The sequence below is a fragment of the Campylobacter sp. JMF_11 EL3 genome, assembly GCF_027736965.1.
Taxonomy (GTDB): domain Bacteria; phylum Campylobacterota; class Campylobacteria; order Campylobacterales; family Campylobacteraceae; genus Campylobacter_B.
On record NZ_JAOVTJ010000001.1, the window covers coordinates 36,742 to 58,237 of the forward strand.

Sequence of the window (21,496 nt, forward strand, 5' to 3'; positions counted from 1 at the left end):
GGTTAGAATATGAAAATTGATATTGATTTGAAAGAGAAAAGTTACAGCGTTTTTATCGACGAATTAGCCAAAATTTCACTTCCTGGCAAGGTCGCAATCATCACAAACCCCAAGGTTAGCGGGCTTTGGCTCTCGTATTTGTTGGAGAGATTGGAGTGCGAGCAGAAATTTATCATCACAATTCCTGATGGCGAAGAGTATAAAAATCTATCCAGCGTCGAGCAAATTTTAGAGCAACTTTTTAGCTCCAAACTAGATCGCAAAAGCACGCTAATAGCACTTGGCGGTGGCGTGATTAGCGATATTACGGGATTTTGCGCGAGTATTTATGAAAGAGGGATAAATTTTATAAATATCCCAACCACGCTTTTAGCCCAAGTAGATGCTAGCGTGGGCGGGAAAACAGGCGTGAATAACCGCTTCGGCAAAAATTTAATCGGCTCATTTTATCAACCACGCGCCGTGTATTGTGAGAGTAAATTTCTCTCAACCCTGCCAGCGCGCGAATTTGGCGCAGGTGTGGCAGAAGCTGTGAAAATGGCGGTAACATTTGATAAAGAGCTGTTTGAGTATTTTTGCGAGCATGATTTGAAGAGCGATAGCGAAGTGGCCCATATCATCGCAAAATGCGTGGAAATAAAAGCCGGTGTCGTGGCGAGAGATGAGCGCGAAAACGGCGTGAGAGCGGTGCTAAACTACGGACACACCTTCGCGCATGTGATTGAGAATTTGACGAATTATTCTGTGTATTTACACGGTGAGGCTGTGGCGATTGGCATGGTTATGGCAAATGATTTGGCTGTAAGACTTGGCAAACTAAGCGCAAATGAGGCGGAGAAAATTCGCGCGCTGCTCGCTAAATTTGGACTTCCGCTAAGCTACAAAATCCAAAATGTAGATAAATTTTACGAAATGTTTTATCTGGATAAAAAAAGTGCCTCAGGCAAGATAAAATTCATCATGCCAAAGGGAATTGGTGATTTTTTCGTATCTGATGATATCGATGAAAATCTCGTAAAATCGACATTAAGAGCGTTTCAATGAATAGATTTTTAACTCTTTTTTTATTTTTTGTTTTTGCTTTTGGCGAGGGAAATTTAAGCGAAAATTTAGCAGAGCAAAATTTAAGCTTATCAGAGCAAAACAGCTCCGCCACTAGATTAAATAAAGAATATGTTTATTCGAGCGAAAGTGCCGATGTAGCGATGATTGCTCCGCTTGGCGAGCAGATTAGGGCGATTGATGAGGAGATCAAAAACAATCTTTGGGTTAGCAGATTTGCGAATTTCATCGGTTACCAAGAGCTTTTAAAACAGCAAAAAATCTTGCAAGATGAGCAAAAATCCCTAAGCGACGCGGACGAGATCAACGAAATAGGCAAAAAACTTCGCGCTGTAAATGAGCAACTCTCGCTTTTAAAAGAGTATGAAAAAAGCCCATTTTTGGACATTGTCGCTATGCCAGAGACCCCAGAACCAGAGCGTGTGAGCAATCCTTTTTCGATAATCACGGGCTTTTCGACGATTCGAAATCTGCAAGAGCAAAAATTAGAGCAAAAACGAAAAATCGAAAATTTAAAGGTTTTGATAGAAAAACTCGAAACCAAAGCCGAATTATACGCCAAAGTGGAGAAAATTTCCCCAGATGATAAACTCATCAAAGATTACGAAAATTTAAAATATGAAATCGGTGAATTTAGCTCTGCTTACGAGCTTGCAGGCACTACTTATGATGTGTATGAGAAAAAAATCAACTCCCAAATCACCGCGCTAACTGCCGATATCACGGCGCAAATCAAGCGCGCTGGAAATATCCTTATATGGATTGGTATAGTTTTGGCGTTGGCGTTTTTAGCCAAATTTATCGCCAAACGATATGTCATAAATGACGAAAATTTCTACCTTGTAAATAAAATCATAAATGTCATAAATTTCACCATTATCGTGCTGATTTTGCTATTTTCGTATATTGATAATATGACGCATTTTGTTACCGTGCTGGGCTTTGCTTCGGCTGGTTTGGCGATTGCGATGAAGGATATGTTTATGAGCTCGCTTGGCTGGCTTGTAATCGTATTTGGCGGCACATTTAGGGTAGGGGATCGCGTCAAAGTCTGCAAAAATGGCGTCGTGTATGTGGGCGATATCATCGATATTTCCGTGCTTAGAATGACAATTTTCGAAGATGTTACGATGACTACATGGCGAGAAAACAAACGCGCCGGCAGGGTTGTATTTATACCGAATAACTACATTTTTACAGATTTGCTGGCTAATTATACGCACTCTGGGTTAAAGACCGTTTGGGACGGCATCGATATCTTACTCACATTTGATAGCAATCACAAAAAAGCTATGTATATCATAAAAAACATAGTCAGGAAGTATTCGAAAGGCTACACCGATATCGCCAAAAAGCAAATGTCAAAACTCCGCTCTCAATACAGCATAAAAAACCCAAATGTGGAGCCTAGAATTTTTAGCTTTTTTGAGCCTTATGGTATCCAAATTTCGGTTTGGTATATGACGAATTCATACGCTACTTTGGGGCTTAGAAGCAATATTTCAAGTGAAATTTTAGAAAGCTTACAAAAAGAAGATGATATCAAAATCGCTTACCCGGCTTACACGCTTTACAACGGCAAAACTTATGGCGCAAACAAAGCGCCAAATTTCGAGTCAAACGAGCCACCTATGGGGGAAGTATAGGTGAGGGTGTATTTTAAGACCTTTGGGTGTCGCACGAACATTTACGATACTGAATTAATCAAAAAAATGGTGCAAAACGCGCAGATTGTGGGCAATGAGAGCGAAGCAGATATCGTTGTGGTAAATTCATGCACCGTTACAAACGGCGCAGATAGCGATGTCAGAGGCTATATCTCGCGTATGAATAGGGCTGGAAAAAGGGTGATTTTAACAGGCTGTGGAGCCAAATCTCAGGGGCAAAATTTGCTAGCAAAAAATCAAATTTTTGGCGTTTTTGGTATGAGCCAAAAAGCCAAAATCGATGAGTATTTGCGCGCAGATACGAAATTTTACGATATCGGAGATTTGGAATATAAAGAAAGTAGCGTGCTTGGCGATTTTGAGAATCACACGAAAGCCTTTATCAAAATCCAAGAGGGTTGCGATTTTTCGTGTGCTTACTGCATAATCCCCTCTGTAAGGGGGCGCGCGCGCTCTATCGATGAGAATTTGATTATAAATGAGGCGCGAAATTTAGCCCAAAATGGTTTTAGTGAAATCGTCCTAACTGGCACGAATATCGGAAGTTATGGCAAGGATAGTGCCACATCTCTTGGGGCTTTGTTGCAAAGGCTTGGCAGCCTTTCAGGCATAAAGCGCATTAGGCTAGGTTCAATCGAGCCAAGTCAGATTGATGAGAGTTTTCGCGAAATTTTGGGCGAGAGCTTTTTGGAGCGACATTTGCATATCGCTTTGCAGCACACTTCGCAGACTATGCTTAGCATTATGCGTCGCAGAAACACGGCGTTTAGGGATTTGGAGCTGTTTTTGGAGCTAGGCGAGAGGGGTTTTGCACTAGGCACTGATTTCATCGTCGCTCACCCTGGCGAGAGCGAGGAAGTATGGGGCGAGGCGGTTGAGAATTTCAAAAAATTCCCGCTTACGCACCTGCACGCCTTTATTTTCTCTCCACGCCGGGGCACAGCTTCTGCTTCGATGAGTGGGAGGATTAATGGCGAAGTGGCGAAAGCTAGGCTTAAAATGCTTAAAAATATCGTAGCGTTAAATAATTTCGAGTTTCGCAAAGCTCACAAATCGCCACTTTCGGTGCTAGTAGAGCGCAAAAACGGCGAATTTTTCGAAGGATACGATGAGTTTTATAATAAAATTTTGATAAAAAGCGAAAAAGATTTATCTAAAAAATGGGTAAGGATAGAAGATTATGAAGTCAAATTTGAGTCAAATGTGGCAGAAATTTAAGGCAAACAAGCTAAATTTAATCCTTGTGTTTTTGGGATTGCTTATCGTTTTGCTTAGTATTGTGTATTTCAAAGATGACGCGCAATACATCAGCGAGCGCGAATTTAGCGAGCTTATGCAAAGGGATTTGATCAAGCGAGCCCATATCGAGGACGGCGCGCTAAATTTCATTTACGAGGGCAAAAGATACCGCATTTTAGCCGATATCGTCGATCTTAAAGAGCTGGCAAATCACGCAGTTATCAGCAAATCGCACGGCAATAGTGGCGAAATGACAATCAGCGCGATTTTGGTGATTTTCACTTTTGCATTTTTTCTTTTTGTCTATTATTTCGAAACCGTGCTTTCGCGCCGTAAAAAAGGGCAAAATTTAGCTTCGCAAGCCCAAAATACTGCGCCGCAAAATTTCGCACCAAACTCATTTGAACCAGTTAAAAGCGATGTGAAATTTAGCGATATCGCAGGTATTAGCGAGGTCAAAGACGAGCTAATCCAAATCGTAGATTTTCTAAAAAATCCGCTCAAATACCAAAAATTTGGCATAAAACTTCCAAAAGGCGTTTTGATGATTGGGGCTCCTGGTGTGGGAAAAACGCTAATTGCAAAGGCCGTAGCCGGCGAGGCTGGCGTGCCGTTTTTTTACCAAAGTGGGGCGAGTTTTGCTGAGATGTTTGTCGGAGTGGGCGCAAAGCGCGTCAGGGAGCTCTTTGCTAAGGCAAAATCCTGCGCGCCTGCGATTATTTTCATCGACGAAATCGACGCTGTGGGCGGTAAAAGGGGCGTTGGGCGAAATGACGAGAGAGAGGCTACGCTCAATCAGCTTCTAACAGAAATGGACGGATTTGAAGAAAATAGCGGTGTAATGGTTATCGCCGCGACGAATAAAATTGATTTGATCGACGAGGCTCTGCTTCGCTCTGGCAGGTTTGATAGGCGCATTTTTATCTCGCTACCAAACTACAAAGACAGGATTGAAATTTTAAAAATTTATCTTGCGGATAAAAAATTTGATTTAAATATAACCAAAGTAAGTCGCCTTTGCGTGGGATTTAGCGGGGCAGGCGTGGCGACATTTGTCAATGAGGCTGCTATGAAGGCATTAGAGAGAGGAAGCGATAAAATCGAGCTAATAGACTTCGAAAATGTGCGCACAAAGGTCTTTTATGGCGTGCAAAAAAGCCAAATTTTAACCGAAAACGAAAAAGAAATCCAAGCCTTTTATCAGGCTGCAAAGGCGCTAATCGCGTATTGGTATTCGATGAATTTCGATAAAATCGAGCTTTTAAACGATAAATTTTTAAACGATGATTTCGAAATCCGCTCTAAAACCCAAATGCTAAATCAAATCAAAGTCTTACTCAGTGGCACAGCAGCCCTTGCGATACACAAAAACGACGCTTTTACGAACGGCTCAAACGATGTCAAAGAGGCCACCGAGCTGGCGCAAAAAATGGTCTATGAATACGCTATGGGGGATAGTTTCGTGCCAAATCCAGCCAGCGTCAATGAGATACTAAATTCGTGCTTTGAGGATGTGGGCGAGACGCTTCGCACTATGCAAGAGGCGCTAAATTTGATAGCGAAGCAAATTTTTGTTTATGAGTATATCACTCACTCTGGCGTGCGCTCGATCTTGCAACCAGAACTTGATGAGGACGAGGAAAATTTGGGCGAAGAGCAGGGAGAAAATCACAGCGAAATTCAGAGTGAAACACCTGCGCCTAGAAGTGATAGATTAAATTTCGATGATTAGGAAAAATATGCAAAAAAAGGTAAAAATAGGAATTTTAACCATTAGCGATCGCGCTTCAAGCGGGGTTTATGAGGATAGGGGCGGTCCTGAGATTAGGCGCATAATGAGCGAGTGGATAGAGGGCGAGGTGGAATTTGACTACCGCATAATCGCCGATGAGCGCGCGTTAATCGAGAAAAGTTTGCGAGAAATGTGTGGTAATGGGTGCGACGCCGTATTTACCACAGGTGGCACAGGTCCAGCCCCGCGCGATGTCACGCCAGAAGCTACCGAGGCAGTGTGCGAAAAAATGCTACCAGGTTTTGGCGAGTTAATGCGCGCTGTGAGCCTAAAATATGTCCCAACCGCCATTTTATCGAGGCAAACGGCCGGCATTTACAAAAACTCTCTTATCGTAAATTTGCCGGGCAATCCAAAGGCGATTTTGCAGTGTTTAGAGCCGATTTTCCCGGCGATTCCATACTGCATAGATTTAATCGGTGGCGCTTATATCGAGACTACGGAGAAAATCACGGCCTTTCGCCCAAAAAAGAGCTAAAATGCAAATTGAGAAAAACGATATTTTAAATTTTGCCAAATATTTCACCAAAATCGCCCACACAAGGGGGCGTTTGCGAATTCGCGTAAGTCCCAAGATTAGGGAGATTAGTGGGGTTAGCGAGGCGGAATTGAAGGCGAAAATCGCTAGTATTAGCGGGATAAAAGAGTATAAATTTAACCCGCTAATTGGCTCTTTGACGATTTTTTACGACAGCGAAATTTTTAAGCCCCAGCTGTGGGAGGAGTTTTTATCTGGGCAGATTTCGACTGAGTTAATTTCGCTTGTAAATTCTAAGGCTAATGATATTTGCTCTTAAAATTTTCATAATTAAATGAAAATCGTTTTTATAAATTCAGCTAATTTTATACAAAAATATTCTATTATTTCACACAAAAAATTTGATAAATTTATCGTTTAAAACGCCTTGAAAATTTGATTTTAAGGCGTTTTTGCGTAAAATCAAATTTTACTTTTTCTAATTATGATAGCAAAAATCATAAGTATGTAAATTTCAAAATTTTAAAAGGAGAAATTATGCCGATTAGATTTTTTTTAGGTTTAGTTTTTGGTGGGGCTAGTGTCTATGCGCTCACAAATCGCAAAAAAATCGCACAAGGTCTTAGCGAGCTTGCCAAAAGCGAGGGCGCAAAAAAGCTAAAAGATAAGGTAAAAAGTGCGAGCGAGGGCGTCAAAACCACGCTAAATAGGGCAGGCGATGAGATTAGCGAGAAATTTAAAAACGCAAAAGGCGAACTAGAAAAAACTGCTAATGAGCCGAAAAAATCCGCGAACAAAAAAAGCAACGAAAAATCAGTCGAAAAACCAGCGAAAAAACCGCGGGCGAAAAAATCAACCACCCCTAAACCACGCGCCAAACGCGCAGACACCTCGACTGAGACGCAAATTTAAGGTTAGAGTATGAATACCAAACTAACTTTGTCGCGCTCGCCAATCGATAACGCCCTAAGTGGCGCGCTAGCTGGGGCGATTGCTGGGGCTGCGAGCGAGATTGCAAATGTCAAAAAAGGCAAAAACAAAAAGCAGGCCATGCGCGACGGGCTAAATTCGGCGCTTCGTGGAGGCATCATCGCAGGCGGGGCGATTTATAGCGCAAACAAACTTGTCCAGGGCGAGTATTTGGGGGCGCTTGTGGGCGCAGTTTTGGCGACATGCGCGCTAGAAATGAGCGAAAATTTAATCACAAAGGAAGCAAAATGAGCAAAAAAAAGATTTCTAAAAAAGAGTTAAAACAAATTTTAAAATATTGCGAAAGTAGCGCAAATGGCGAGCTTGGCGAGCTATCAAAATGGATAAATAGCGCACTTGGTGGCAAAAAATCAAAAAGCCTTTCAAAATTTGCTGGGCTAAATCAATTAGGTAAAAGCAAATTTTTTAAGAAAAATTCATTTCTAAATGGTGCAATTTTGGGCGCTGCGGTCGTGTATTTTTTCACTAACGAAAATGCGCAAACAAACCTTTTTAAATTTATCGCAAAGGGCTCGGAGCTCTTTGAAATGGGGATTGAGGAGATGAAGGAGCGTTTTTTGGACGCAAAAGCGCAAATGAGCGAAAATGAAATTTGAGATAAAACACGAGTGTGCGGGGCGAATCAGGCTTAAAATTTGCGCTTTTAAAAATTTAAATGAGGGAGAATTTTTAAAAGAAATTTCAAAATTTAGTGGCGTTAAAGAGTGCAGATTTAACGCTAAAATCGGTGCTTTGGTTATAAATTATGACAAAAATTTTACTAGCTCAGCTTTCAAAAATACTGCCCGCAAAGGTAAGGGCGAGAGTGAGGGCTTCCACAATAGCGCAAACTCCCGCAAGAGCGCAAATACTGGAACTCGCGACGAGCTGATAAAGCACCTAGCGAATTTAGACTTGGCCAAATTTAAGCGCGCCAAAAAGCGCGAACGCTCACATGCCCCTAGCAAAAACGCTTTGATTGTCTCAGCCGCTGCGCTTGGGGCGAATTTTTTCTTTCGAAATTCGGCGTTTGTGCGACTTTTTAGCTTGATTGCTTGTTTGCCGCTGCTTAAAGAGGGGGCAAAAGAGAGTCTAGCGCATGGACTAACTTCTAAAACGCTTGAAGCTTTGGCTGTGGGGATTTCCTTTGGCAGGGCTGATACTTTCGCGGCAAATAGCACAAATACAATGCTGGCCCTTGGCGAGTATATGGAAGAAAGCACCGTTTATAAAAGCGATGATTTGATAAAAGAGCTAGCCAAGCCTGATATTAGCGAGGCGTGGGTTGAGGTAGAGCAAAACGGCGAAAAAATCGAGATGAAAATCCCAGCCAGCAAGCTTAAAACAGGCGATATCGTCGTGGTAAGATCTGGCGATATCATCGGCGTAGATGGCCATATTTTAAGCGGAGAAGCACTCATCAATCAATCCTCCATGACAGGCGAAGCCTTGCCGGCGCGCAAAAGCAGGGGCGATATGGTGCTTAGTGGGACGATAGTCGCCGAGGGGGCGATTAGGATTTATGCCCAAAGCGTGGGCGATGAAACATCTGCGCACAGTATCAAAAAATACATCGCAAACGCACTCAAAGAGCGCTCGCAAATCGGCGCGCGTGCGATGAGGCTGGGCGATAAGCTAGTGCCTATTACCTTTGGGCTAGCTGGGGTTTCGTATCTGATAAATCGAAATTTCACTAGCGTTGCCTCTGTTTTGCAGGCTGATTATTCCTGTGCGCTCAAACTCCCAACGCCAGTTGCCTTTAAATCGAGCATTTCAAAGGCTGGCAAGGCTGGAATTCTCATAAAAGGGGCGAAAGCCTTAGAGAGCCTTGGAGCTAGCGATACCTTTGTCTTCGATAAAACAGGCACGCTCACACACGGGAATTTAGAGGTCGTAAAAATCATATCCTTTGATAAAAATTTCAGCGATAAAGACATTTTAAATTTGACAGCGAGCGCAGAGGAGCACTATTTCCACCCAGTCGCCCAGGCTATCGTAGAGGCAGCCAAAAAGCGCGGATTTATCCATGTCAGCCACGATGAGGTCGAATTTGTCGTAGCGCACGGGGTGAAGACAAACATAGAGGGCAAAATTTTAATCATCGGCTCGAAGCATTTTTTACAAGATGATGAGATGATAGATTTCTCGCCGTTTAAAAAACGGATTGAAAACTTAGAAAATCGCGGTCTTTCGCTACTTTTCATCGCATTTGACGGCAAACTTTTGGGCGTGATTGGACTGCGTGATAGGCTTCGTGATAATGCTAAATTTGTGATTTCCCAGCTTCGCAAAATAGGGGTCAAACAAATCATAATGCTAAGTGGCGATGTGAAGCGAAAAGCCGATGAAGTGGCGCGCGAGTTGGGGCTTGACGCGGCGTATGGGGAGCTTTTGCCGACGCAAAAAACCGAGATTATCAAAGATTTGCAATCGCGCGGGCATAAGGTTACATTTATAGGCGACGGCATAAACGACGCTCCTAGCCTAATGGCGGCAGATGTGGGGATAGGTATGCCTAGCTCAGCGCACATCGCAAAGGCAAGCGCGCAAATTTTGCTTTTGAAAAACGATATCGAGGGCGTGGCGAAAATCAAAGCCGCAGCAGATGATACGCTAAGGCTGATTAGGCGGAATTTTAACGCCACCGTTGGGGTAAATTCGGCGATTTTGCTTTTGGCTACGCTTGGGATTTTAAGCCCGATATCCACGGCGATTTTGCATAACGGCACGACGATTGCTCTGCTTTTAAATTCGATAAAAGGGGCTAAATTTGAAAAATAAGGATAAAATTTTAGATTTGCAATTTCAGCGAAAACTAGCCAAAAATAGCCTTGCAGTGAGTATGGGAATCTGCGCGTTTAGCGGGTTTAAAAAGGGCAAGGCGTGGCGCAAAATCCACAAAATAAGCGGAATTAGTATGCTTGGCTTTGCGATTTGGCACGCAAGTCTGTATGGCACGAGATACAGCGAGTATTTAAGCGGACGCAAAAATTTCAAAAACTCTAAAAAAGGCAAAAACTTTGGTAAAATAGCGCAAAATTTACCAAAGGAAAATAATGAAATTTAAAATAGACGCAAAAGACGGCGCAGCGCGCGCCTGCACCCTAGAAATGGCGCACGGCGTGGTGCAAACGCCGATTTTTATGCCTGTTGGCACAGTGGGTGCTATCAAAGGCCTAGACGCGCACGATGCGAGCGAAATACTAGGCGCAAAGATAATTCTAGCAAACACCTATCACATGTATCTAAGACCAGGAGCTGGGGTCGTAGAAGAGTTTGGTGGGTTGCATGGATTTAGCAAATTTGGCGGAAATTTTCTAACAGATAGTGGCGGTTTTCAGGCATTTTCACTGCGTGCAAATACCAAAAACGACGAAAACGGCATAAAATTTAAAAGCCATATTGACGGAAGCACACATTATTTCACACCCCGCTCTGTGATACAGACGCAATACGCGCTAAATTCGGACATTATGATGATTTTAGATGATTTGGTCGATTTGCCACGCAATCCAAACGAGCTTGAAAGCGAGGCTAAAATCAGACTTAAAAAGCGCATTGATTTGAGCGTGAAACGCACGATAAAATGGGCAAAGGAAGCGGTGGAATTTCACTGCGAAAATAAATCGCGCGGATCTCACACTCACCAAAATATCTTTGGCATTATCCAAGGCGGCACGGATTATGAGGCGCGAAAAGAGTGCGCGCTCGCACTTTGCGAAATGGGCTTCGACGGGCTTGCAATCGGCGGATTGAGCGTAGGCGAGACAAACGAGCTAATGTATGATACGGTCGAGGGGGTAATGCCTTTTATTGATGAAAACAGACCGCGCTATTTAATGGGCGTGGGCACGCCGGAGGATTTGGTCGAAAATGTCGCGCGTGGCGTGGATATGTTTGATTGCGTAATGCCTACGCGAAATGCGCGCAATGGCACGATATTTACAAGCAGGGGTAAATTTAGCATTAAAAACGCCTGTTTCGTCCATGACCATGGACCACTTGATGATGAGTGCGATTGCTACACTTGCAAAAACTTTTCGCGCGGGTATTTAAACCACCTATTTCGCGCGCACGAGCTGACATTTTACCGCCTTGCAAGTATTCATAATCTGCATTATTATTTAAATTTGGTAAAACAAATGCGAGAAGCGATAATGCGGGGCGAATTTGCTAAATTTAGGCTAAATTTTTATGCCAAAAGAGCCAAATAAAACGCCTAAACAAGGCGTTTTATCAGCAAAAACGAAAGTATATAAAGTGGCGCGATAACCGCACAGATTGCGACATACTGCCACCAAATCAAATCAGGGTTAATAAAGCCAAAAAATCTGTTTAGCACATTTGCGCTAAATACAGCCACGAAATCCACAATCAGGGCTAAAATAAAGAGTTTGACCCCTGTTTTTTTGCTTAGGTAGAAAAATGCCTTGGCTTTGTAAAAATATCCGCAAAACCCCAGCACACCTAGCGCGCACAGCACGCCAAGGCCGTATTTTTGCAGTCCAAAGAAATTTTCCATTTCTGCAAGTGCGACAATCAAAGTTAGGATAAAAAATAGATTAAATGAGTTGATTTGGCGTTTGGCGTATAGATCGTGCGTGGCGACTGCAAGGCCGTTAAACGCCAAATTTAGCGGTATTAAATAGGCAAGTAACCAGATAAAAACTATGGCTAAATCTACGCAAATTCCAACCGAAGCTGAATTTACAAAGCCTAAATTTGCGCTATTAGCGAGCAAAAATGAGATTATTTCGCCTTTGAAAAACATTAATCCCCCAGCGAAAATCAGTGGCAAAATGCACGAGAGAATTCCGTGTTTGCGTATGAAATTTGAATAAATTTTGCTCTCTAAATTTTCGTTTTGTTTAGGCTCGATTTCGACGAATTCGAAATTTACCTCTTTTTTGAGAAATGAAGTCTCGTCCTGTGGCTCTGGGCTTACGCCGTCTTTTATGTATTTGATAAAAACTGCCTTGTCTTTTTCGGCGATGAAGCTTACAAAATCGCCGATTTTTAAATTTTCGTCGTGGAAATCAAAGGTAGAGTAGGTGTATCTTTTGCCGTCATCACCCAAGATTACAGATTTGTTTAGAATTTGTCCTGCAAGTTTCATAAAAACCCCGTGAAAGTGAAATTTCACGGAATTTTATAAATTTAAAGTAAATAAATATTTAAAATTTATTCCACGGTTACACTTTTTGCCAAATTTCGTGGCATATCCACATCGTTGCCAAGGCGCACAGAAATTTCAAGGGCTAGAAGTTGTAAGATTATCATCATTTCGAAAAATTCAGCCATTGGGCTGGTTTGGTCGCTGGTTTTGATAAAATCATCTGCTAGGTCAAATTCTTTTGGACTAATGGCTAAAATATATGAATCCCTAGCGGCAAGCTCTTCGACATTGCTTTTGGTTTTCTCATACAGCAGGGATTGTGGCATTAGCGCGATTGTGAAAAGATGCTCGTCTGCTAGCGCGATTGGGCCGTGTTTCATCTCGCCACTTGGGTATCCTTCGGCGTGTAGGTATGAAATTTCTTTTAGTTTGAGCGCGCCTTCAAGTGCAAGCGGATAGAAAATATCCCGCCCGATAAAGAAAAATCCATGTCCGTGCAAATAATGCTTGCTGAGGCGGTAAATTCGCTCTTGTAGGCGTGGATTGATTTTTAAAATTTGCGGAATTTTAAGCATTGTTGAAATTTGCTCGTTTTGCTCGTCCTCACTGATAGTTTTACGCAACCTTGCAGCATAGACGCTTAGCATCCATAGCACCATAACTTGCGTTGCAAAGGCTTTTGTGCTCGCCACACCCTTTTCGATACCGGCGCGAGTTAGGATTACACTGCCTGCCATGCGCACGATTGAGCTGTTATCGACATTGCAGATTGCTAGGGTTTTTAATCCTACTTCTTTGGCGATTTTTAGGGCTTCAAGAGTGTCTGCTGTCTCGCCACTTTGGCTAATTACGATAAAAAGCGCGTTTGGGTTTAAAAACGGCTCTTTGTAGCGAAATTCGCTAGCGATTTCGATTTTGGTGCGAATTTTGGCTAGTCTTTCGAAAAGATACGCGCTAACTAGCGCAGCATGATAGCTCGTGCCACACGCACAAATCATAATCTCATCTACACCCTTAAACAAATCAGGCGAAATTTCATCAAATTTAATATCCCCAGCCTTTATCACGCGCCCCATCATGGTCTCTGTGATGACTTGGGATTGCTCATAAATCTCTTTTTCCATGAAAAATCTATAACCCTCTTTTTGCGCGTAACCCTTGTCTTTCGGAAGTTCGCCGTAGTTTGGAGAGATTTTTTTGCCGTTTTGATATACGCTGATTTCATCGCTATTAGCCACGCCATATACGCCGTCATCTAGGTAGGTAACCTTGCTAGCTAGTCCGATTAATGGCGCGTCTGATGAGCTAAACAAAACTTCACCACTCTCGCCAAATCCCACGATTAGTGGGGCTGCGTTTTTGGCGAAAAATATCTTCCCTGGTGCTGCTTTTGTGATTAAAAGTGTCGCATAAGCCCCATGCAAGCGCGCAATCGTAGCCTCGTAAGCCTTAAATGCGTCGGCGTGAATTTTATAGTATTTTTCAAACAAATGCACGATGACCTCAGTGTCTGTTTGGCTTAAAAACACCACGCCCTCGCTGCTAAGCTCATCTTTTAGCTCTTGGTAATTTTCGATAATTCCATTATGCACCACAAAGCTAAATTCGCCAAAATGCGGGTGAGCGTTTAGCTCGGTCGGTTTGCCGTGCGTCGCCCACCTAGTATGCCCGATTGACACTCCAAAACACTCGCTGCTAAAATCAGCCATTTTTTCATCTAAATTTTTTAGTTTTCCAACAGCCTTAAAATATGTAATATTCGCATTTTCCATGCCCTCCATAATAGCGATTCCAGCGCTATCATAGCCTCTGTATTCAAGCTCTCTTAGACCATTTAGGACGATATTTTTTTTCTCTTTATTTCCGATATATCCTACGATTCCGCACATTTTTAAATTTTATTCCTTTCAGCAAAATTCGCAAAATTATAGTAATTTTTCGTAAATCGTTAGAAAATTTTTAAAAAATTAGCTAGATTAAATTTTAAAACTATATAATTACGATTTAAATTTTAGGAAGTTTTATGGAAATATTAAAAAAAATAGAAAATAATGAAAGATTAAATTTCGATGAAGCGACCAAATTGTGGGACTTAGACCTTTTCGACCTAGCTAAATTTGCAAACGCAATCCGCGAGCAAAAAAACGGCAAAAAGGTGTTTTTCAACTCAAATCGTCATATAAATCCTTCAAATTTGTGCGCTGATACCTGTAAATTTTGCGCTTTTTCGGCTCATCGCAAAAACGAGAAGCAATCTTACACAATGAGCAAAGATGAAATTTTGGGCATAGTGGCTGATACTGTGGCGCGAGGCACCAAAGAGGTGCATATCGTAAGCTCGCATAATCCAAATTTAAAGCCTGAGTGGTTTTTCGATTTATTTAGCTCGATAAAAGCCAAATTTCCAAATTTGCATATCAAAGCAATGACCGCAGCTGAGGTGGATTTTTTCTGGCGAAAATGGAAAATGCCTTACGAAGAAACGCTAAAAAATATGATTGCTAGTGGCGTAGATAGCATGCCTGGTGGCGGTGCTGAGATATTTGACGAGGGCGTGAGGGAGCAGATTTGCAAAGGAAAGGTAAGCTCGGCAAACTGGCTTGAAATTCACAGAATTTGGCATAAAATGGGTCGCCAAAGCAACGCAACTATGCTTTTTGGCCATATTGAAAATTTCGCTCACCGCACAGATCACATTTTGCGAATTCGCGCTTTGCAAGATGAGGCCCTTAAAAACGGCAATGGTGGCGGATTTAACGCGTTTATCCCGCTTGTGTATCAAAGAGAAAATAACTATTTGCAGACGCCTAAGGCTATGGGTTCGGCTGAGGTTTTAAAAACAATCGCAATCGCTCGAATTTTGCTAGATAATGTTACGCATATCAAGGCGTATTGGGCGACTTCGACGCTAAATTTAGCCTTAGTGGCGCAAGAATTTGGCGCAGATGATATCGACGGCACGATAGAGAACGAAAGTATCCAAAGCAGCGCAGGCGCGCAGAGCAAAAAGGGTGTGAATAAAAAAGATTTTATCGATTTAATTCAAACTGCCGGATTAATCCCAGTCGAGCGCGATAGTTTGTATAACGAACTTCAAATTTATGCGAGTTAAAAATGGAAATTTTACTAAGTAGCCTGAATTTATATATCATCGGTATCGGTGTTATACTTTTTATCAGTGTTTATGCTAGTAAAATTTCAGAAAAAATCGGGCTTCCGCTTCTGCTTGTGTTTTTGGGTTTTGGTATGCTACTTGGTAGTGAGGGCATTGTGGGCATCGAATTTGACAATCCGCATTTGGCACAAGCTGTGGGGACAATCGCCCTTGTTTTCATACTTTATAGTGGCGGATTAAATACCAAATTTGAACACATTAAAAGCGTTATGGTAAGCGGGGTTTTGCTTGCGACCATTGGTGTTTTGCTGACTGCTTTGATAATGGCGGTTTTTATACATTTGGTTTTGGGTTTTGCGCCACTTCATGCACTTTTACTTGGCTCGATTATATCTTCGACGGACGCAGCGGCTGTGTTTATGATTTTGCGAAGCCAAAAAATCAAGCTCAAAAATGGCTTAAATGAACTTTTGGAGCTAGAAAGCGGTAGCAACGACCCTATGGCGATTTTTTTGACAATCGCTATTTTAAATTTGATAGTTTTAGCCCAAGATACAACGATAGAAAAAATGATAATGCACTTTTTCTTGCAGTTTGCAGTGGGCGGAGTTTTGGGCATTGCGTTTGGGTATTTGTTCCCTAGAATTTGCATAAATTTACGCCTTATGCAAACAGGACTTTACCCGCTAATTAGCATTGCGTGGTTGCTTATAATGTTTGGGCTAAGCTCGCATTTGGGCGGTAATGGATATTTAAGCGTCTATATGGCTGGGGTTTTGGCGAACAAATACGCATTTCCAAACAAAGAAAATATCATAGCATTTCACGAAGTGATTGCGTGGATGATGCAAATCGTCGTATTTTTGACCCTTGGGCTTTTGGTTTTTCCATCAGACCTGCCTCAAATCGCGCACAATGCGATTATTTTGTCGCTGGTTTTGATTTTTATAGCTAGACCAGCTAGCGTTTTTATCTCACTTATCAAAAGCAAATACTCCAAATTTGAAAAATTTTATATTTCGTGGGTAGGGCTAAGGGGTGCAGTTCCTATCATACTTGCGACATATCCTTATGTTTATCATTTAGAGGAATCTCATATTATTTTTAATATCGTTTTCTTTATGGTTTTAATCTCGGTTTTAATCCAAGGAACGACTATAAATTTTGCAGCAAAAAAACTAAATATCACTGAAAAGGACGGCGATGACTTCGTTATTTAAGTTAGAAGAGAACAAAACTTCTATCAAGCAAGAGTTGAATGCGGGAATTACCACATTTTTGGCTATGATTTACATAGTGCCTGTAAATGCTATCATTATGAGCCAAACAGGCATGCCATACGAGGCGCTAGTTACTGCAACTGCGTTAATTACGATATTAGCGACGCTTTTTAATGGCTTTTTTGCAAATACGCCTGTCGCACTTAGTGTGGGTATGGGCTTAAATGCGTATTTTACATTTGGGCTTTGTATGGGGGCGCAAATTCCATGGCAAACAGCCCTTGGAATCGTATTTTTGAGCGGATTTTTATTTACTGTTCTTTCATTTACAAATTTCCGAATTTGGGTTATTAAATCAATTCCGCTTGATTTGCGTCGCGCCATAAGTGCCGGTATTGGCGCATTTATCTGCTTTATCGGGCTTAAACAAATGGGCATTATCGTAGCCGATCAAGCTACCCTTGTCGCTCTTGGCAATTTACGCGATCCGCTTGTTTTGCTTGGTCTTGGCGGACTTACTATCATGATTTTGCTTTTTGTTTTGCAGGTAAAAGCTTCGTTTATTTTGGCGATTTTGATTACCTCTGTGATTGCGTGGGTGTTTGGAATCTCGCCTAAACCAGAGGGTATCGTCTCGCTTCCTGCTTCAATTTCGCCGATTTTTGGACAGCTTGATATCATGGGCGCGCTAAAACTCGCGTTTTTGCCATTTATCATCACATTTTTTGTAACTCACCTTTTCGATAGTATCGGCACGCTAACTGGTGTCGGAAATAGGGCAAAAATTTTTAGCGACGAAGATCCTGAGGGCATGAAAAAACTAGCGCGAAATTTAACTGCCGATGCTGTTGGCTCAGTAGGTGGCGCGATAGTGGGCACTAGCACGGTTACAGCATTTGCAGAAAGCGCAAGTGGTGTCGAGGCTGGTGGTCGCACTGGTCTAACTGCTGTGTTTGCGGCGGTTTGCTTTATTTTGACGCTATTTATGCTTCCGCTTTTTAAAGCGATTCCAAGCAACGCAATTTATCCAGTTTTGGTAATGGTTGGAATTTTGATGTTTAGCGAGCTTGGCAAGCTTGATTACAGCGATATTGGAATTTTAATTCCGGCGTTTTTTATCGTTATGCTTATGCCTTTTACATATTCGATTACAAATGGTCTAAGCTTCGGATTTATTAGCTATTTGCTTGTGCGCTTGGTGCAAAGAAGGTTTAGCGATATAAATTTGGGCGTTTTGGTGCTAGCAGGAATTAGCGCGCTGGTATTTATTTTGCATTAATAAGGAGAAAATATGAAATTTTACAGCTTCGAAGAACTTGATAAAGATAGTAGAATCATCGCCAAGCAGGTGCGCGATAGCTTCGCGCCTGACGCGATTGTAGCGATTGCGCGTGGCGGGCTGACATTTGGTCATGCGCTAGCAAACGCACTTGATATGAGGACGATTTTTTCGATTAACTCAATCCACTACGCAGATACGCAAAAGCTCGATACAATCGATGTTTTCAATATCCCTGATTTGGAACTTTATAAAAGAATTTTGCTAGTCGATGATATCATCGATAGTGGCGATAGTATGGTCGAAATCAAGCGTGTTTTGGAGGAAAAATACCCTAATGCTGAGATTAAAACAGCGGTGATTTTTTACAAAAGTAAGGCGCTAATCCAGCCTGATTTTAAAATCAAAGAGACCGATGAGTGGATTAACTTTTTCTGGGAAAATTACAAAATAGAAGAGTAAATTTTAAAATTTAGAAGTGGGCTGTGAAGAATTTTAATTTTTTGATTTTATATTTTTGTGCGGTTTTAGCAATGTGCATTATGTATGCGCCACAGCCCCTGCAACCGCATTTCGAGCAAATTTTAGAAATTTCAAAATTTAAAGCCTCGCTTTTTACCACTGCGATTTTAGCCCCGCTTGCATTTGCTTCGATAATTTATGGCTATATTTTAGAAAAAGTTTCGATTAAAAATGTCCTAGTGGGGGTGTTTTTTGTATTTGGCGCGAGCGAAATTTGCTTTGCTTTTGCAGATAGTTATGAAATTTTGCTTACTATTCGCATAATCCAAGGCTTCATCGTCCCAGCGGCCCTGACTGGGATAATGAGCTACATCTCCCAAAGCGCAAACAAACAAAACCTAGCCAGCGCAATCGGCGCGTATGTGGGTATGACGATAGCTGGGGGATTTATCGGGCGATTTTTGAGCGGATTTTTTACCGATTTGTTTGGGTGGAGATTTTTCTTTTTTGTGCTTGGGGTGCTTGCATTTGGCGTGAGCGCGCTACTTTATAAAATTTTGCCTGTGATTAAAATCAGCCTTGTAAAGCCTAAAATTCGCAACATAGCCCAAATTTTATCAATTCCGCGAAATATTTATATTTTTTGCGCGATTTTTGGCATGTGCTTTGTCTTTCAAGCTACGCTAAATGTTTTGCCATTTGAGCTAAAAAGGCTTCTTGGCGAATTTAACGGCTCGAAAATCGGCTTTATGTATTTTGGCTATATCGTGGGGGTTTTTATTTCCTTTAATGTCGCGCGAATTGCAAATTTTTGCAATGGTCCGACAAATGCGATTATGGCAGGGTTTTTGATATATTTCATCGCGCTTTTGCTTTTGCATGTGGAGAGTTTCGGCGTGATTTTTGGTTCGATGATAGTGTTTTATTTCGGCTCGTTTATGGCGCACTCGGTCGCCACTGCGCATGTTAATAAAAAGGCCACCGCTCACAAGGGCATTACAAACGGACTTTACATTAGTTTTTATTATTGTGGCGGGGCTTTGGGGAGTTTCGTGCCGGGGTTTTTGTATGATAGCTTTGGCTGGGGAGCTTTTTTAAGCGCGCTTTGCGTGGTGGTTATGGCGTCGATATTTTTTATATGGAAACTAAAACGATATGAGCTTAGAAAAATTCATTAAAAACGAAATTTTAATCCTAGCGATTTTGTTTTGTGCTGACGCGCTTTTTTTGATTTACGCCATATCAAATTTAAGCATAAGCTACTACGAGGCTGAAATTTTTTATAACCAAAACAGCCTAACTTCGCTCATAGCAAATGTTTCGTGCAAAATTTTCTCTCAAAATGATTACGCGCTAAGGGCGCCTTTTTTGATTTTGCATTTCATAAACTGCGCCTTGATTTATAAAAATTCAAAATTTACCCTAAAACGCAGATTTGATAGACTTGTAGCAACTGCGCTATTTATGGGGCTTCCTGCCTCGATGAGTAGCGCGATTTTGCTAAATCCAGCCGGTATTATTATCTTTGCTACGCTTTTGGCATACTATTTTGCCAAAATCAAAAACTGGGGCGCACTTATCGCTGTTTTGGTGCTTAGCGCCTTTATCGATAGGGCGTTTTTTATGCTTTATATCGGTTTTGGAATTTGGGCTTTGAGATCTGGGAAGCGAGAAATTTTCGTGCTAAATTTAGCGCTTTTTGTATTTAGCATAATCTTTTACGATATCGGCACGCAGGGCAAACCGCGCGGGTATTTCCTAGACGCTCTTGGCGTATTTGCGGGGGCGTTTTCGCCTTTTGTTTTTTTGTTTTTTGTCTATGCGATTTATCGAATTTGGATTAAAGAAAACAAAGATTTGCTTTGGTATATCGCTACTAGCGCATTTTGTTTGGCACTGATTTTTTCGCTTAGACAGCGTGTGGCTATGGAAATGATGCTACCATACTGCGTGATTGCGACGCCACTAATCGTGCGGGTCGTGTTTAATTCATACAGAGTGAGGCTCCCTCGATTTCGCTCTTTTCACAAATTTGCGCTTGGCGTGAGTTTGTTTAGCCTAGTTTTTAGCTATTTTTCTGTGATTTTTAGCGACGCGATGTATGTGGTGTTTTTCCAAAATCGCCCTAGCAAACATTTCATTTATAAATTTGATGTGGCAAAAAATTTAGCTAATGAGTTAAAAAAGCGCGGGGTTGCAAGCGTGCTTTGCGATGATGAGCAAATGCAGCTACGGCTTAAATTTTATGGTATAAACAAAGGTTTTGACGCCATAATAGAGGAAAAAAATGAAAGAAATTTCGATCAAAGTATTGATATTTATAAACTAGGCGTTCAAATTGCGAAATTTTATGTTAAAATATAGCGAATTTTTATGAAAGGTAAAAATTATGAGAAAAGGTTTCACATTAATTGAACTTATTTTTATTGTAGTTATAGTTGGGATACTTGCAGCGGTTGCAGTTCCCCAAACAGAGCGAAATGCCCTAGTCGAAGCGAGCGATCAGCTCGTATCACACATACGCTATACGCAACAATTAGCGATGTATGATAATAAATTTGACGCAAATGACGCTGATTGGTATAAAAGAGCATGGAGGATCCAGTTCCATAATGCTGCTGTGGCTGGTCATGCTACTGGGTGGAGATATACTATTTTTACAGATACTTCTGCTGCTGGTGCTGATGGTAGTTTGTCTGGTAATCCAAATTGTGGTGGTCCAGATTTTGTTTGTGTTGCCAGAGATCCGCAAAATCCAGCTAGACTTCTAACCTCTGGTTTTGCTAATCAAGCTTTTAATAGTAGAGGCGATTTGATGAATAATAAGCTAAATTTACAGGGCAAATACGGCATTACAAATATCGCTTTTGCTGGCGGTTGTGCTAATGTGCAAACAATTTCATTTGATCATATCGGACGCCCAATGGGGCAAGTAAGTAATTCTGCGACGCCGTATGATAGAGTGTTTGTTACTAATTGCACGATCACGCTTACAAACGATGCTGGCGATAGCTCTGTTATAACTATACGCCCAGAAACTGGCTATGTTTCATATCAGCTAGCCGAAGCTGGTTCGACGGCTCAATAGACAAATTAA

The 21,496-nt window shown here is 41.7% G+C and carries 21 protein-coding genes; 19 read left to right on the forward strand and 2 right to left on the reverse strand.

Features of this window, described 5'->3' with window-relative positions; translation table 11 throughout:
* Positions 1–9: 9 nt before the first annotated feature.
* From aroB to tgt, 12 genes are all read left to right on the forward strand, one after another.
* On the forward strand, positions 10–1,044 hold the full coding sequence (aroB, locus tag OFN67_RS00210) for a 3-dehydroquinate synthase (protein ID WP_270868388.1): 1,035 nt from the start codon (positions 10–12) through the stop codon (positions 1,042–1,044).
* Positions 1,041–2,708, forward strand: coding sequence for a mechanosensitive ion channel family protein (locus OFN67_RS00215; protein WP_270868387.1), 1,668 nt, complete (start codon positions 1,041–1,043; stop codon positions 2,706–2,708). Before aroB ends, OFN67_RS00215 begins: the two co-directional genes overlap by 4 nt.
* Positions 2,709–3,947, forward strand: coding sequence for a tRNA (N(6)-L-threonylcarbamoyladenosine(37)-C(2))-methylthiotransferase MtaB (gene mtaB / locus OFN67_RS00220; RefSeq protein ID WP_270868386.1), 1,239 nt, complete (start codon positions 2,709–2,711; stop codon positions 3,945–3,947).
* Positions 3,910–5,700, forward strand: coding sequence for an AAA family ATPase (locus OFN67_RS00225; RefSeq protein WP_270868385.1), 1,791 nt, complete (start codon positions 3,910–3,912; stop codon positions 5,698–5,700). The genes mtaB and OFN67_RS00225 overlap by 38 nt, the downstream gene beginning before the upstream one ends.
* Positions 5,701–5,707: 7 nt before the next feature.
* The gene (gene mog, locus OFN67_RS00230) at positions 5,708–6,238 is read left to right on the forward strand and encodes a molybdopterin adenylyltransferase (protein WP_270868384.1); all 531 of its coding nucleotides are present in this window, start codon (positions 5,708–5,710) and stop codon (positions 6,236–6,238) included.
* A 1-nt stretch (position 6,239) separates the two neighbouring features.
* Complete coding sequence (locus OFN67_RS00235) at positions 6,240–6,557, forward strand: HMA2 domain-containing protein (protein WP_270868383.1); 318 nt, start codon at positions 6,240–6,242, stop codon at positions 6,555–6,557.
* A 218-nt stretch (positions 6,558–6,775) separates the two neighbouring features.
* Positions 6,776–7,150 (forward strand): hypothetical protein, encoded by a 375-nt coding sequence (locus tag OFN67_RS00240; protein ID WP_270868382.1) that lies wholly within the window; start codon positions 6,776–6,778, stop codon positions 7,148–7,150.
* A 9-nt stretch (positions 7,151–7,159) separates the two neighbouring features.
* The gene (locus tag OFN67_RS00245; RefSeq protein WP_270859170.1) at positions 7,160–7,459 is read left to right on the forward strand and encodes a Cys/Met metabolism pyridoxal-phosphate-dependent enzyme; all 300 of its coding nucleotides are present in this window, start codon (positions 7,160–7,162) and stop codon (positions 7,457–7,459) included.
* Positions 7,456–7,824: a hypothetical protein gene (locus OFN67_RS00250; RefSeq protein ID WP_270868381.1), complete on the forward strand. Its 369-nt coding sequence runs from the start codon at positions 7,456–7,458 to the stop codon at positions 7,822–7,824. Before OFN67_RS00245 ends, OFN67_RS00250 begins: the two co-directional genes overlap by 4 nt.
* On the forward strand, positions 7,814–9,988 hold the full coding sequence (locus OFN67_RS00255) for a heavy metal translocating P-type ATPase (protein ID WP_270868380.1): 2,175 nt from the start codon (positions 7,814–7,816) through the stop codon (positions 9,986–9,988). The genes OFN67_RS00250 and OFN67_RS00255 overlap by 11 nt, the downstream gene beginning before the upstream one ends.
* Positions 9,978–10,274, forward strand: coding sequence for a hypothetical protein (locus tag OFN67_RS00260; RefSeq protein WP_270868379.1), 297 nt, complete (start codon positions 9,978–9,980; stop codon positions 10,272–10,274). The genes OFN67_RS00255 and OFN67_RS00260 overlap by 11 nt, the downstream gene beginning before the upstream one ends.
* Entirely contained in the window at positions 10,264–11,421 is a 1,158-nt protein-coding gene (gene tgt / locus OFN67_RS00265; RefSeq protein WP_270866759.1) for a tRNA guanosine(34) transglycosylase Tgt, read from the forward strand. Before OFN67_RS00260 ends, tgt begins: the two co-directional genes overlap by 11 nt.
* A gap of 5 nt (positions 11,422–11,426) precedes the next feature.
* Here the strand turns inward: tgt and OFN67_RS00270 are convergent, their stop codons facing one another.
* Both OFN67_RS00270 and glmS read right to left on the reverse strand, forming a co-directional pair.
* A complete protein-coding gene (locus OFN67_RS00270; protein WP_270868378.1) occupies positions 11,427–12,323 on the reverse strand; it encodes a hypothetical protein in 897 nt (298 codons plus the stop codon).
* Between the two features lie 65 nt (positions 12,324–12,388).
* A complete protein-coding gene (gene glmS, locus OFN67_RS00275) occupies positions 12,389–14,212 on the reverse strand; it encodes a glutamine--fructose-6-phosphate transaminase (isomerizing) (RefSeq protein WP_270868377.1) in 1,824 nt (607 codons plus the stop codon).
* Positions 14,213–14,346: 134 nt separating this feature from the next.
* Between glmS and mqnE the strand changes: the two genes are divergently transcribed.
* Genes mqnE through OFN67_RS00310 form a run of 7 tightly spaced genes read left to right on the forward strand, consistent with a single transcriptional unit; the run spans position 14,347 to position 21,487 of the window.
* Positions 14,347–15,435 (forward strand): aminofutalosine synthase MqnE, encoded by a 1,089-nt coding sequence (mqnE, locus tag OFN67_RS00280; protein WP_270868376.1) that lies wholly within the window; start codon positions 14,347–14,349, stop codon positions 15,433–15,435.
* Positions 15,436–15,437: 2 nt separating this feature from the next.
* Entirely contained in the window at positions 15,438–16,658 is a 1,221-nt protein-coding gene (locus OFN67_RS00285; RefSeq protein WP_270859162.1) for a potassium/proton antiporter, read from the forward strand.
* Positions 16,642–17,937 carry an NCS2 family permease gene (locus OFN67_RS00290; RefSeq protein WP_270866754.1) on the forward strand — a complete coding sequence of 432 codons (1,296 nt, stop codon included), beginning with the start codon at positions 16,642–16,644 and terminating at the stop codon, positions 17,935–17,937. The genes OFN67_RS00285 and OFN67_RS00290 overlap by 17 nt, the downstream gene beginning before the upstream one ends.
* A gap of 12 nt (positions 17,938–17,949) precedes the next feature.
* Complete coding sequence (locus OFN67_RS00295) at positions 17,950–18,399, forward strand: phosphoribosyltransferase (RefSeq protein ID WP_270859160.1); 450 nt, start codon at positions 17,950–17,952, stop codon at positions 18,397–18,399.
* A 23-nt stretch (positions 18,400–18,422) separates the two neighbouring features.
* On the forward strand, positions 18,423–19,577 hold the full coding sequence (locus tag OFN67_RS00300; protein WP_270868374.1) for an MFS transporter: 1,155 nt from the start codon (positions 18,423–18,425) through the stop codon (positions 19,575–19,577).
* The gene (locus tag OFN67_RS00305; protein WP_270868373.1) at positions 19,555–20,763 is read left to right on the forward strand and encodes a hypothetical protein; all 1,209 of its coding nucleotides are present in this window, start codon (positions 19,555–19,557) and stop codon (positions 20,761–20,763) included. Before OFN67_RS00300 ends, OFN67_RS00305 begins: the two co-directional genes overlap by 23 nt.
* 25 nt (positions 20,764–20,788) lie before the next feature.
* A complete protein-coding gene (locus OFN67_RS00310) occupies positions 20,789–21,487 on the forward strand; it encodes a pilus assembly FimT family protein (RefSeq protein ID WP_270868372.1) in 699 nt (232 codons plus the stop codon).
* Positions 21,488–21,496: the final 9 nt, after the last annotated feature.